This window comes from Streptomyces chartreusis NRRL 3882 (assembly GCF_900236475.1).
GTDB lineage: Bacteria > Actinomycetota > Actinomycetes > Streptomycetales > Streptomycetaceae > Streptomyces > Streptomyces chartreusis_D.
Genome location: NZ_LT963352.1, coordinates 6888431 through 6900365 on the forward strand (window position 1 = coordinate 6888431; position 11935 = coordinate 6900365).

The following is an 11935-nucleotide window of genomic DNA, read 5'->3' on the forward strand; positions in this document are numbered from 1 at the left end:
CCCGGTCCCGATGAATTACGCAACAATGGCGTTGTGAAAAACGTCGGCGAGGCTCGGGAGACCCCCACGGGGGCCCCTCAGGAGGAGCTCGCGACCGGGGAGCGGTCCACCCGCAACCGAGTCGCGCGGTCCATCCTGGACCACGGCCCGTCGACCGTCGCCGAACTCGCCGACCGGCTGGGCCTCACCCAGGCGGCCGTGCGCCGGCACCTCGACGCCCTCGCGGGCGACGGTGTCGTCGAGGCGCGCGAGCAGCGGGTCTACGGCGCGCGCACCCGCGGCCGGCCGGCCAAGGTGTTCGCCCTGACCGACTGCGGCCGGGACGCCTTCGACCAGTCGTACGACAAGCTGGCGGCGGACGCGCTGCGCTGGATCGCCGACCGCGAGGGCGGGAACGAGGCGATCGCCGCCTTCGCCCGCGCCAGGATCGCCGCGCAGGCGAGCGCGTACCGCGCGGCGGTCGAGACCGCGGCGCCCGAGCAGCGGACGGAAGCCCTGGCCAAGGCCCTGAGCGCCGACGGGTACGCTGCTACGGCGCGCAGTGCGCCCCACCCGCAGAAGGGTGAGCAGCTCTGCCAGCACCACTGCCCGGTCGCCCACGTCGCCGAGCAGTTCCCGCAGCTGTGCGAGGCGGAGACGGAATTTTTCGCCGAGCTGCTCGGTACACACGTACAGCGGCTCGCCACCATCGCGCACGGCGACGGCGTCTGCACGACGTTCATCCCCAAGATTTCCCACAACGCATCTGCAAGCACGGCCGGGAGGAACCCCGCATGACTCTCCCCACGGAGACTGCTCACCCTGAGCTCGAGGGCCTGGGCAAGTACGAATACGGCTGGGCCGACCGGGACGATGCCGGTGCGTCGGCGCGTCGCGGCCTGGGCGAGGACGTCGTCCGGGACATCTCCTCCAAGAAGAGCGAGCCGGAGTGGATGACCAAGCTCCGCCTCAAGGGCCTGCGCCTGTTCGAGAAGAAGCCCATGCCGAACTGGGGCTCGGACCTGTCGGGGATCGACTTCGACAACATCAAGTACTTCGTGCGCTCCACGGAGAAGCAGGCGGCCTCCTGGGAGGACCTGCCCGAGGACATCAAGAACACGTACGACAAGCTGGGCATCCCCGAGGCCGAGAAGAACCGCCTCGTCGCCGGTGTCGCCGCGCAGTACGAGTCGGAGGTCGTCTACCACCAGATCCGCGAGGACCTGGAGGAGCAGGGCGTCATCTTCCTCGACACCGACACGGCCCTGAAGGAGCACCCGGAGCTCTTCAAGGAGTACTTCGGCACGGTCATCCCGGCCGGTGACAACAAGTTCGCCGCGCTGAACACCGCCGTGTGGTCCGGCGGCTCCTTCATCTACGTGCCGAAGGGCGTGCACGTGGAGATTCCGCTGCAGGCCTACTTCCGCATCAACACGGAGAACATGGGCCAGTTCGAGCGGACCCTGATCATCGTCGACGAGGGTGCCTACGTGCACTACGTCGAGGGCTGCACCGCCCCGATCTACAAGTCGGACTCGCTGCACTCCGCGGTCGTCGAGATCATCGTCAAGAAGAACGCCCGCTGCCGCTACACGACCATCCAGAACTGGTCGAACAACGTCTACAACCTGGTCACCAAGCGCGCCGTGGCCTACGAGGGCGCGACCATGGAGTGGGTCGACGGCAACATCGGCTCCAAGGTGACGATGAAGTACCCGGCCGTCTACCTGATGGGCGAGCACGCCAAGGGCGAGACGCTGTCCATCGCCTTCGCCGGCGAGGGCCAGCACCAGGACGCGGGCGCCAAGATGGTCCACATGGCGCCGAACACGTCGTCCAACATCGTGTCGAAGTCCGTCGCGCGCGGTGGCGGCCGTACGTCCTACCGCGGTCTCATCGAGATCGGCGAGGGCGCCCCGGGCTCCAAGTCGAACGTGCTCTGTGACGCGCTGCTGGTCGACACGATCTCCCGCTCGGACACCTACCCCTACGTGGACGTCCGCGAGGACGACGTGTCCATGGGCCACGAGGCCACCGTCTCCAAGGTCTCCGAGGACCAGCTCTTCTACCTGATGAGCCGCGGCCTGAGCGAGGACGAGGCCATGGCGATGATCGTGCGCGGCTTCGTCGAGCCCATCGCCAAGGAGCTCCCCATGGAGTACGCGCTGGAGCTCAACCGGCTGATCGAGCTGCAGATGGAAGGCGCGGTCGGCTGACCCCCGCCCGCAGTCCCATCACGCCCCCTTACGCAACGGAAAGCGAGCACTACGACAGCCATGGCTGAGGCTCAGAACATCCCGGTGGGCTCGACCACCACCGGCTCGATCGCGGTGGCGGCCGAGTCGACCGTCGCCACCCGCATGAGCGCGCCCCCCTCCTTCGACGTGGCGGACTTCCCCGTTCCGCACGGCCGTGAGGAGGAGTGGCGGTTCACCCCGCTGGAGCGCCTGCGCGGGCTGCACGACGGCACCGCCGTGGCCGACGGCAACGGTGTGAAGGTCGACGTCCAGGCCCCCGAGGGCGTCACCGTCGAGGCCGTCGGCCGCGACGACGCGCGGCTCGGCAAGGCGGGCACCCCGGTGGACCGGGTCGCCGCCCAGGCCTACTCCGCCTTCGAGAAGGCCTCGGTCGTGACCGTCCCCAAGGAGACCGTCCTCACCGAGCCGATCCGCATCGCGGTGCACGGCGAGGGCGGCACCGCCTTCGGCCACCAGGTGATCGAGCTGGGCGCCTTCGCCGAGGCCGTCGTGGTCATCGACCACACCGGTGACGCGGTGCTCGCCGCCAACGTCGACTACCTCCTGGGCGACGGTGCCAAGCTGACCGTCGTCTCCGTCCAGGACTGGGACGACAAGGCCGTGCACGTCGCGCAGCACAACGCGCTCGTCGGCCGTGACGCCTCCTTCAAGTCCGTCGTCGTCACCTTCGGCGGCGACGTCGTCCGGCTGCACCCCCGCGTGCAGTACGCCGGCCCCGGCGGCGAGGCCGAGCTGTTCGGCCTCTACTTCACCGACGAGGGCCAGCACCAGGAGCACCGCCTCCTCGTCGACCACAACGTCCCGCACTGCAAGTCGAACGCCGTCTACAAGGGCGCGCTCCAAGGCGAAGACGCGCACGCGGTGTGGATCGGCGACGTGCTCATCGAGGCCGCGGCCGAGGGCACGGACACGTACGAGATGAACCGCAACCTGGTCCTCACGGACGGGGCCCGCGTGGACTCCGTACCGAACCTCGAGATCGAGACCGGCGAGATCGTCGGCGCCGGCCACGCCTCGGCCACCGGCCGCTTCGACGACGAGCAGCTCTTCTACCTCATGGCCCGCGGCATCCCGGAGCACGAGGCCCGCCGTCTGGTGGTCCGCGGCTTCTTCGCCGAGCTGGTCCAGCAGATCGGCCTCCCGGACATCGAGGAGCGCCTGATCGCCAAGATCGAGGAGGAGCTGGAGGCGGCGGTCGCATGACCTTCGTACGCGCCTGCGGACTGGGCGAGCTGGAGGAGGACACCCCGAAGCGGGTGGAACTCGACGGCACGCCCGTGTCCATCGTGCAGACCGAGGGCGAGGTGTTCGCCGTCTACGACATCTGCTCGCACGCGAACGTCTCCCTGTCGGAGGGCGAGGTCGACGACTGTCACATCGAGTGCTGGCTGCACGGCTCGCGCTTCGATCTCCGCTCCGGCAAGCCCGACGCCCTTCCCGCGACGCGCCCCGTCCCCGTATACCCCGTAAAGATCGAAGGGGACGATGTGCTCGTCTCCCTCACCCAGGAGTCCTGAGGCACCCATGGCTACGCTTGAAATCCGAGACCTGCACGTCACCGTCGAGGTCGAGAACGGCACGAAGGAAATCCTCAAGGGTGTCGACCTCACCGTGAAGCAGGGCGAGACGCACGCCATCATGGGCCCCAACGGCTCGGGCAAGTCGACCCTCGCCTACTCCCTCGCGGGACACCCGAAGTACACCATCACCGGCGGCACCGTCACCCTCGACGGCGAGGACGTCCTGGAGATGTCCGTCGACGAGCGGGCCCGCGCCGGTCTGTTCCTCGCGATGCAGTACCCGGTCGAGGTCCCGGGTGTGTCCGTGTCGAACTTCCTGCGCACCTCCGCGACCGCCATCCGCGGCGAGGCCCCCAAGCTGCGCACCTGGGTGAAGGAGGTCAAGGAGGCCATGGAGCGCCTCAACATGGACCCCGCCTTCGCCGAGCGCAACGTCAACGAGGGCTTCTCCGGCGGTGAGAAGAAGCGCCACGAGATCCTCCAGCTGGAGCTGCTCAAGCCGAAGATCGCGGTCCTCGACGAGACCGACTCCGGCCTGGACGTCGACGCCCTGCGCGTCGTGTCGGAGGGTGTGAACCGCGTCCGCGAGACGGGCGAGGTCGGCACCCTGCTGATCACGCACTACACGCGCATCCTCCGCTACATCAAGCCCGACCACGTGCACGTCTTCTCCGGCGGCCGGATCGTCGAGTCCGGCGGTGCCGAGCTCGCCGACAAGCTGGAGGAAGAGGGCTACGAGGCATACACGAAGGGTGGCGCATCAGCGTGACACAGCTGCCGGGCCTCCTCGACACCGAGGCGATCCGCAAGGACTTCCCGATCCTGGACCGGCAGGTCCACGACGGTCAGAAGCTCGTGTACCTGGACAACGCGGCGACCAGCCAGAAGCCGCGCCAGGTGCTGGACGCACTCAGTGAGTACTACGAGCGCTACAACGCCAACGTCCACCGCGGTGTGCATGTGCTCGCCGAGGAGGCCACGGCGCTGTACGAGGGCGCGCGCGACAAGGTCGCGGAGTTCGTCAACGCGCCCTCGCGGGACGAGGTGATCTTCACGAAGAACGCCTCCGAGTCGCTCAACCTCGTGGCGAACATGCTGGGCTGGGCCGACGAGCCCTACCGCGTGGACTCCGAGACCGAGATCGTCATCACGGAAATGGAGCACCACTCCAACATCGTGCCGTGGCAGCTGCTCGCGCAGCGCACGGGTGCGAAGCTGAAGTGGTTCGGCCTGACCGACGACGGCCGGCTGGACCTGTCCAACATCGACGAGGTCATCACGGAGAAGACGAAGATCGTCTCCTTCGTGCTGGTCTCCAACATCCTGGGCACCCAGAACCCGGTCGAGGCGATCGTGCGCCGCGCCCAGGAGGTCGGTGCGCTGGTCTGCATCGACGCCTCGCAGGCCGCGCCCCACATGCCGCTGGACGTGCAGGCCCTCCAGGCCGACTTCGTGGCCTTCACCGGCCACAAGATGTGCGGCCCGACCGGCATCGGCGTCCTCTGGGGCCGCCAGGAGCTGCTGGAGGACCTGCCCCCGTTCCTCGGCGGCGGCGAGATGATCGAGACGGTGTCGATGCACTCCTCGACCTACGCCCCGGCGCCCCACAAGTTCGAGGCGGGCACGCCCCCGGTCGCCCAGGCGGTCGGTCTCGGCGCGGCGATCGACTACCTCAACTCGATCGGCATGGACAAGATCCTCGCCCACGAGCACGCACTCACCGAGTACGCGGTGAAGCGGCTGCTGGAGGTCCCGGACCTGCGCATCATCGGCCCGACCACGGCCGAGGAGCGCGGAGCGGCGATCTCCTTCACCCTCGGGGACATCCACCCGCACGACGTGGGCCAGGTCCTCGACGAGCAGGGCATCGCGGTCCGGGTCGGCCACCACTGCGCGCGGCCGGTCTGCCTGCGGTACGGAATTCCTGCGACCACGCGAGCGTCGTTCTATCTGTACTCCACGCCGGCCGAGATCGACGCGCTGGTCGACGGCCTGGAGCACGTACGGAACTTCTTCGGCTGAAGGGCGTGCTGAACGGTGAAACTGGACTCCATGTACCAGGAAGTCATCCTGGACCACTACAAGAACCCGCACGGGCGGGGCTTGCGGGATGGCGACGCCGAGGTGCACCACGTCAACCCGACGTGCGGTGACGAGATCACGCTGCGCGTGAAGTACGACGGAACGAAGATCGAGGACGTCTCGTACGAGGGCCAGGGCTGCTCGATCAGCCAGGCCTCGGCCTCCGTACTGAACGAACTCCTCGTCGGCAAGGAGTTCTCCGACGCGCGGAAGATCCAGGAGACCTTCCTGGAGCTGATGCAGTCCAAGGGGAAGCTCGTGCCCGACGACGCGATGGAGGACATCCTGGAGGACGCGGTCGCGTTCGCCGGGGTGTCCAAGTACCCGGCCCGGGTCAAGTGCGCCCTGCTGAGCTGGATGGCCTGGAAGGACGCGACGGCCCAGGTGCTGGGCGGAGCCGACGCCGAGAAGGAGACGACGGCATGAGCGAGACCGTGGAGATGAAGCCGGCTTCGGAGGAGGAACTCCGCGAGGCCCTGATGGACGTCGTCGACCCCGAACTGGGCATCGACGTCGTCAACCTCGGCCTGATCTACGGCATTCACGTCGACGAGTCGAACATCGCGACCGTCGACATGACCCTGACCTCCGCGGCCTGCCCGCTGACGGACGTCATCGAGGACCAGGCCAAGTCCGCCACGGACGGCCTCGTCAACGAGCTGCGCATCAACTGGGTCTGGATGCCGCCGTGGGGCCCCGACAAGATCACGGACGACGGACGCGAGCAGCTTCGGGCGCTTGGGTTCAACGTCTGAGATTCACCGGCTGACGAAGGGGCGGCACCCTCCCGGGGTGCCGCCCCTTCGCATGCTCAGTCCAGCCCGGCCACCAGCCGGAACGCCGAGTCCGCGCGGTACAGGGTGCTGTGTTCGTACGGTTCGAGGCGGAGCTGGAAGTTGCGGTGGCGCAGGAAGCGGCCCGGGTAGTTCACCGACTCCAGCATGACCGCGCCGGGGTGGGAGGCGGGGCGTGGGCAGAAGGTGGCGTCCTTGCGGAACAGGGCGGAGCCGTCGTTGCCGTCCTTGACCAGGACGAAGCTGCGGTGGCGCAGGTAGCGGCCGTCCGCCGTGGCGAAGGAGTAGCAGGAGGGGTCGGCGAGACCGGCGACGCGCTGGAAGGTGGCGTCCTGCCGTTGCTCGGATCCGGAACCGATCTGGTCCAGGCGCACGGAGCCGTCGCGCACGCGCCAGTAGCGGTCGGGGTAGTTGACCGAGCGTATGGAGGTGCCGTTCGAGCGCGGGGGCTTCGGGTGCTTCGACGACGTGGGGGGCGCCGGTGCCTTCGGGGCCTTCTCCTGCGGCTTCGGCTTCGGGGCGGCGCTGGTCGGTGCGCTCGTGGTGGGGGTGGGGGACGGGTGCCCCCGGTCCGCGCCCGGCGATCCCGAGCCGCTCTTGGAGGGGGTCGCGAACGAGATCAGGCCTCCCGGGGCCGAGCTGCCGAGTGTGGTCGGCTCCGCCGCCTCGGGCGTGGCCTCGCGGGATTCGTTATCCATCACGGTGACGGCCGTGACGCACGCGCTGACCGTGGCCAGGGCGAGGGCGCCCGCCAGCCAGAGCCGTCGCGTTCCCGGCGCCCGGGTGGTGTCCGGGGCCCAGCCGCTCTCCCACGGGCGGTCCTGGGGGGGCCGGGACTTGTTTTCTGCCATGCGCTGTTCCTCCGCGGGCACCCTTGACGGCGGCGCAGTTGTGGTGGCCCGGTGTGTGATCGGTGGACACCGTAGTGGACGCCTGGGACACCTGGGGCGCGTTTTGTGAGAGCGGTTTCTCACCGATATCCGGGACCACTCGCCGGACCCTTCTTGTGTACGGGCGTACAGATGGTGTGTACGCTCGTACACATGGGTTATCTGCTGCTGGCCGGCGCCATCGCCGCCGAAGTGGGCGCGACCACCGCCATGAAGTACAGCGACGGGTTCAGCAGGCTCACGCCCTCGCTGCTCACGCTCCTCGGCTACCTCCTCTCCTTCGGGCTGCTCGCGCAGACGCTGAAGACCGTCTCCGTCGGCACGGCCTACGCCATCTGGGCCGGGGCCGGCACCGCGGCCATCGCCACGATCGGCATGGTCTTCCTCGGGGAGGGGATGACCGTCGCCAAGGCCGCCGGGATCGCGCTGATCATCATCGGGGTCGTGGTGCTGAACCTGGGAGGTGCGCACTGATGCCCCGGCGCCACGACCCCGAGCGGCGGCAGCGGATCATCGACGCGGCGATCCGGGTCGTCGGTTCGAAGGGCATCGCCGGACTGAGCCACCGCACCGCCGCCGCCGAGGCCGATGTCCCGCTGGGCTCCACGACGTACCACTTCAGCACCCTCGACGAGCTGCTGGTCGCCGCACTGCGGCAGACCAACGAGGGCTTCGCCAAGGTGATCGCCTCGTGCGGCGGTCCGGATGGTCCCGGGACCGATCTGGCCGCCGAACTCGCCGGGTGGATCGGGCAGTGGCTCGCCGGTGACCGTACGGGGGTGGAGCTGGAGTACGAGCTGTACCTGGCCGCCCTGCGCCGGCCCGCGCTGCGGCCCGTCGCCGCCGAGTGGGCCGAGGGTGTCGCCGAACAGCTGTCCCGGCGGACCGACCCCGTGACCGCGCGGGCGCTGGTGGCGGTCGTCGACGGCATCTGCCTGCAGGTGCTGCTGACCGGGACGCCCTACGACGAGGCGTATGCGCGGGAGGTGCTGGGACGAGTCCTCGCGGGGGCCGATGGGTGACACCGGCGGGCGGGGCGTGTCCGTGCTGCTGACGGGCGCCTTCGACGCGGATACCGCCCGTCACGTGAGACGCCCCCGCACCGGTTCGCCTGGACCGCCGTCCGCCGGTTAGGTTGCCCTCATGACCGACACGACTGCTCCTCGCACCACCGGCGCCGTTGCCGCCGGCCTCGCCACGATCGCCGCCGACGGCACCGTCCTCGACACCTGGTTCCCCGCGCCCGAGCTGGCCGCCGAGCCCGGCCCGTCCGGCACCGAGCGGCTCTCCGCCGAGCAGGCCGCCGAGCTGCTCGGCGGCGGCGCCACCGCGGCGATCGGCCCCGACGCCCGCCGGGGCGTCGAGGTGGTCGCGGTCCGCACGGTCATCGCCTCCCTCGACGAGAAGCCGATCGACGCGCACGACACCTACCTGCGCCTGCACCTGCTCTCCCACCGCCTGGTCAAGCCGCACGGCCAGAGCCTGGACGGCATCTTCGGCTTCCTCGCCAACGTCGCCTGGACCTCGCTCGGCCCGGTCGCCGTCGACGACCTCGAGAAGGTGCGGCTGAACGCCCGCGCCGAGGGCCTGCACCTCCAGGTGACCTCCGTCGACAAGTTCCCGCGCATGACGGACTACGTGGCCCCCAAGGGCGTCCGGATCGCCGACGCCGACCGGGTCCGCCTCGGTGCGCACCTCGCCGAGGGCACCACCGTCATGCACGAGGGCTTCGTCAACTTCAACGCCGGCACGCTCGGCACGTCGATGGTCGAGGGCCGCATCTCCGCCGGTGTCGTGATCGGCGACGGCTCGGACATCGGCGGTGGCGCCTCGACGATGGGCACGCTGTCCGGCGGCGGCAACGTCATCATCTCCATCGGCGAGCGCTGCCTGATCGGTGCCGAGGCGGGCGTCGGTATCGCCCTGGGCGACGAGTGCGTCGTCGAGGCCGGCCTCTACGTCACCGCCGGCACCCGCGTCACCATGCCCGACGGCCAGATCGTCAAGGCCCGCGAGCTGTCCGGCGCCTCCAACATCCTCTTCCGCCGCAACTCGGTCACCGGCACGGTCGAGGCCCGGCCGAACAACGCGGTGTGGGGCGGGCTGAACGAGATCCTGCACAGCCACAACTGACGCTCCCGTATCCCGTACGGATGACCCGGCGTGACCTCCTGGTGGTCTCGGCAGATGAACGGGTGGACGCAGTGTCCGATCATTCGCCGAACCGACGAAACGAGGACCGGGGCATGAGGAACGAGCGGGGGCGGGCCGTGGCGCGCTGTCTGGCCGGGGCGGTCACGACGCTGGTGGTGTGCTGGCTTCCGGCGGGGAGTGCGCACGCCGACGAGACCAACACGGGCTCCCACAACGGCCACCGGGTCGGGCTGCTCAACGTCAACGTCGGCCAGGTCGACGACCCGGCGGAGGACGTGCTGGAGCACACGCTGCTGTTCGGCGACGGCTACGCCTGGAACTGAACCGCCACCTCGACGGACCGGGGCCCGTACCGCACACCGTGCGGTACGGGCCCCGGTCCGTTTTTCGTGACCGGCAGGTGGCATAGCGGGAGGCTCCCGCGCGCGTCACAAGGGGTACGGGGGGCGGGCAGCGGGTCCGCCCCGGGGGAAAGCGAAGGTGACGATGGATGCCGAAGCGCAGGAGAGCTTCCGGGAGTTCGTGGCGAACCGGTCGTCCACGCTGCTGAGGACCGCGGTCCTGCTGAGCGGCGGCGACCGGCACGCGGGCGAGGACCTGCTCCAGAACGCGCTGATCAAGGCGGCGGGCCGCTGGCACCGCATCGACGAACCCGAGGCGTACGTCCGGCAGGTCCTCTACCGCCAGCAGGTCAGCCGCTGGCGGCTGAAGTGGCCGAGGCGCGAGCTGAGCGTCGCCGAACCGCCGGAGACCCCGGCCGCCCCGGACGCCTCCGGCGCGGCCGAGCTGCGCCTGGTGATGCGGGGCGCGCTGGCCCGGCTGACCGCGCGGCAGCGCACCGTGCTCGTGCTGCGCTACTTCGAGGACCTGCCCGAGGCCGAGGTGGCCCGCATCCTGGGCTGCTCCGTCGGCACCGTACGGTCCGCCACCCACCGCTCCCTGGCCCGGCTGCGCGCCCTCGCGCCCGAGTTGGCCGCCCTGGGTCCGGCCGCCGCGGAACAGCGGCCGTCCCGTGACTACTCGCCCGTGGAGGTGCGTCAGTGAACGTCGACGAACTCGTGCGCGACGCGCTGCGCGACCAGGCCGACGGGCAGCCGCCCGCGGCACCCGGCTTCGCCGACCGGGTGCTCGCGGTCCGCCGGCGCCGCCGCAGCCGCCGGCTGGCGTCCGCGGCAGCGGCGGTCGCCGCCGTGGTCGCCGTCGCCGTGGCCGTGCCGATGCTGGACTCCGGCAAGCAGGACGTCCGGCCCTCGGGCGGTGTGGAGCAGACCGGCGTAACCGCCCGTCCGGACCAGTCGCCGCCGCGCGACCTGATCGCGGCCGGGCGGGTCGCGCTGGCCGCGTACTACACCTTCAGGAACGTCGAGCAGTCCGCCGACCGTGCCGTCTCCGAACGTACGTACTGGCTGCTGGACCCCGAGACGAAGAAGTACGAGAAGGCCGACCGGTGGTCGTACGTCGCCGTCGCTCCCGGGCTGAAGACCGCCGCCGTCCTGGAACGGGACCTGCCCGTCCGGCGCATCGGGCTGCTCGACCTGGCGAGCGGTGAGGTCGAGCGGTGGCTCCCGGTCGATCGCCCGGTGGCGGGCGTGGAGTTCTCGCCCGATGGTACGAAGCTCGTCGCCACGACCTACAGCCAGAATCCCGACCAGCGGGTGAAGATCGAGGGCTCGGACGACTGGGACGCCCTGTTCATGAAGTCGTACCGGACCGGGTTCCACGTCATCGACGTGGCGTCGGGGAGGAGTTCCTGGACCGAGATCAAGATCGGCCTGGACCCGGACGACCCGGGGAGCTTCCTCAACTCGCGCCAGGACTTCGCCTTCAGCCGTGACGGCAGCCTCGTCTGGTCCGGCCTGCCCTCCGAACCGGGCAAGAGGTTCTACGACGTCGGCGGCAAGGAGGTCGCCCCGCCTGTGAGGGAGCGGCACCGGGACTGGTTCGTCGAGGCGGGGGTGTCGCCGGACGGGGCGCTCGTCGCCGGTCAGTTCGCGGGCAAGAAGTGGAAGACGTCCTCCTGGATCCTGGACTCGCGCACGGGCAAAACGCGCACCGAGGTGCACGGGCAGCAGTTGCTCGCCTGGGCCGACGGCGACTCACTCGTCGCCTGGGACATCGGGCCCGACGGTAACGAGTACCACCAACGGCTGGTTCTGGTGACGATGGGCAGCGACAAGGTGGTACCGCTCAGTGGCTTCCGGTCGCCCAAGGACAACACGAAGGGGCGGTGGGAGCCGGTGTTCGCGGAGCGGTGACGC

At 69.9% G+C, this 11935-nt stretch carries 15 protein-coding genes; 14 read left to right on the forward strand and 1 reads right to left on the reverse strand.

Features of this window, described 5'->3' with window-relative positions; genetic code table 11:
• The first annotated feature begins 33 nt into the window (after nucleotides 1-33).
• The 8 genes from SCNRRL3882_RS31120 to SCNRRL3882_RS31155 are packed head-to-tail and all read left to right on the forward strand — an operon-like array spanning nucleotide 34 to nucleotide 6594.
• Entirely contained in the window at nucleotides 34-777 is a 744-nt protein-coding gene (locus SCNRRL3882_RS31120; RefSeq protein WP_010039739.1) for a helix-turn-helix transcriptional regulator, read from the forward strand.
• Entirely contained in the window at nucleotides 774-2195 is a 1422-nt protein-coding gene (gene sufB, locus SCNRRL3882_RS31125) for a Fe-S cluster assembly protein SufB (RefSeq protein ID WP_010039740.1), read from the forward strand. The genes SCNRRL3882_RS31120 and sufB overlap by 4 nt, the downstream gene beginning before the upstream one ends.
• A 60-nt stretch (nucleotides 2196-2255) precedes the next feature.
• Nucleotides 2256-3440, forward strand: coding sequence for a Fe-S cluster assembly protein SufD (gene sufD / locus SCNRRL3882_RS31130; protein ID WP_010039741.1), 1185 nt, complete (start codon nucleotides 2256-2258; stop codon nucleotides 3438-3440).
• Nucleotides 3437-3754 (forward strand): non-heme iron oxygenase ferredoxin subunit, encoded by a 318-nt coding sequence (locus tag SCNRRL3882_RS31135; protein ID WP_010039742.1) that lies wholly within the window; start codon nucleotides 3437-3439, stop codon nucleotides 3752-3754. The genes sufD and SCNRRL3882_RS31135 overlap by 4 nt, the downstream gene beginning before the upstream one ends.
• Nucleotides 3755-3761: 7 nt before the next feature.
• Nucleotides 3762-4526, forward strand: a complete 765-nt coding sequence (gene sufC / locus SCNRRL3882_RS31140; protein ID WP_010039743.1) for a Fe-S cluster assembly ATPase SufC — start codon at nucleotides 3762-3764, stop codon at nucleotides 4524-4526.
• A complete protein-coding gene (locus SCNRRL3882_RS31145) occupies nucleotides 4523-5779 on the forward strand; it encodes a cysteine desulfurase (RefSeq protein ID WP_010039745.1) in 1257 nt (418 codons plus the stop codon). Before sufC ends, SCNRRL3882_RS31145 begins: the two co-directional genes overlap by 4 nt.
• A 15-nt stretch (nucleotides 5780-5794) precedes the next feature.
• Nucleotides 5795-6265 (forward strand): Fe-S cluster assembly sulfur transfer protein SufU, encoded by a 471-nt coding sequence (sufU, locus tag SCNRRL3882_RS31150; protein WP_010039747.1) that lies wholly within the window; start codon nucleotides 5795-5797, stop codon nucleotides 6263-6265.
• Nucleotides 6262-6594: a metal-sulfur cluster assembly factor gene (locus tag SCNRRL3882_RS31155; RefSeq protein ID WP_010039749.1), complete on the forward strand. Its 333-nt coding sequence runs from the start codon at nucleotides 6262-6264 to the stop codon at nucleotides 6592-6594. Before sufU ends, SCNRRL3882_RS31155 begins: the two co-directional genes overlap by 4 nt.
• Nucleotides 6595-6650: 56 nt before the next feature.
• Here SCNRRL3882_RS31155 and SCNRRL3882_RS31160 read toward each other — a convergent pair whose 3' ends face one another.
• Entirely contained in the window at nucleotides 6651-7484 is an 834-nt protein-coding gene (locus tag SCNRRL3882_RS31160; protein ID WP_010039751.1) for an AbfB domain-containing protein, read from the reverse strand.
• A gap of 192 nt (nucleotides 7485-7676) precedes the next feature.
• Here SCNRRL3882_RS31160 and SCNRRL3882_RS31165 point away from each other — a divergent pair, with 192 nt between their 5' ends.
• From SCNRRL3882_RS31165 to SCNRRL3882_RS31190, 6 genes are all read left to right on the forward strand, one after another.
• Complete coding sequence (locus SCNRRL3882_RS31165; protein ID WP_010039753.1) at nucleotides 7677-7997, forward strand: DMT family transporter; 321 nt, start codon at nucleotides 7677-7679, stop codon at nucleotides 7995-7997.
• Nucleotides 7997-8545: a TetR/AcrR family transcriptional regulator gene (locus SCNRRL3882_RS31170; RefSeq protein WP_010039755.1), complete on the forward strand. Its 549-nt coding sequence runs from the start codon at nucleotides 7997-7999 to the stop codon at nucleotides 8543-8545. Before SCNRRL3882_RS31165 ends, SCNRRL3882_RS31170 begins: the two co-directional genes overlap by 1 nt.
• A gap of 121 nt (nucleotides 8546-8666) precedes the next feature.
• Complete coding sequence (dapD, locus tag SCNRRL3882_RS31175; RefSeq protein WP_010039756.1) at nucleotides 8667-9656, forward strand: 2,3,4,5-tetrahydropyridine-2,6-dicarboxylate N-succinyltransferase; 990 nt, start codon at nucleotides 8667-8669, stop codon at nucleotides 9654-9656.
• 113 nt (nucleotides 9657-9769) lie between these two features.
• Nucleotides 9770-10000: a hypothetical protein gene (locus SCNRRL3882_RS31180; RefSeq protein WP_010039759.1), complete on the forward strand. Its 231-nt coding sequence runs from the start codon at nucleotides 9770-9772 to the stop codon at nucleotides 9998-10000.
• 163 nt (nucleotides 10001-10163) lie between these two features.
• A complete protein-coding gene (locus SCNRRL3882_RS31185; RefSeq protein ID WP_010039761.1) occupies nucleotides 10164-10721 on the forward strand; it encodes a SigE family RNA polymerase sigma factor in 558 nt (185 codons plus the stop codon).
• Nucleotides 10718-11932, forward strand: coding sequence for a hypothetical protein (locus SCNRRL3882_RS31190; protein ID WP_010039762.1), 1215 nt, complete (start codon nucleotides 10718-10720; stop codon nucleotides 11930-11932). The genes SCNRRL3882_RS31185 and SCNRRL3882_RS31190 overlap by 4 nt, the downstream gene beginning before the upstream one ends.
• The last annotated feature ends 3 nt before the right edge of the window (nucleotides 11933-11935 follow it).

Coding starts and splice junctions, on each gene's coding strand:
- SCNRRL3882_RS31185 (WP_010039761.1), top strand. CDS start 10,164: ATGGATGCCGAAGCGCAGGAGAGCTTCCGGGAGTTCGTGGCGAACCGG.
- sufB (WP_010039740.1), top strand. CDS start 774: ATGACTCTCCCCACGGAGACTGCTCACCCTGAGCTCGAGGGCCTGGGC.
- sufD (WP_010039741.1), top strand. CDS start 2,256: ATGGCTGAGGCTCAGAACATCCCGGTGGGCTCGACCACCACCGGCTCG.
- sufC (WP_010039743.1), top strand. CDS start 3,762: ATGGCTACGCTTGAAATCCGAGACCTGCACGTCACCGTCGAGGTCGAG.
- SCNRRL3882_RS31135 (WP_010039742.1), top strand. CDS start 3,437: ATGACCTTCGTACGCGCCTGCGGACTGGGCGAGCTGGAGGAGGACACC.
- SCNRRL3882_RS31155 (WP_010039749.1), top strand. CDS start 6,262: ATGAGCGAGACCGTGGAGATGAAGCCGGCTTCGGAGGAGGAACTCCGC.
- SCNRRL3882_RS31160 (WP_010039751.1), bottom strand. CDS start 7,484: ATGGCAGAAAACAAGTCCCGGCCCCCCCAGGACCGCCCGTGGGAGAGC.
- SCNRRL3882_RS31165 (WP_010039753.1), top strand. CDS start 7,677: ATGGGTTATCTGCTGCTGGCCGGCGCCATCGCCGCCGAAGTGGGCGCG.
- SCNRRL3882_RS31180 (WP_010039759.1), top strand. CDS start 9,770: ATGAGGAACGAGCGGGGGCGGGCCGTGGCGCGCTGTCTGGCCGGGGCG.
- SCNRRL3882_RS31170 (WP_010039755.1), top strand. CDS start 7,997: ATGCCCCGGCGCCACGACCCCGAGCGGCGGCAGCGGATCATCGACGCG.
- dapD (WP_010039756.1), top strand. CDS start 8,667: ATGACCGACACGACTGCTCCTCGCACCACCGGCGCCGTTGCCGCCGGC.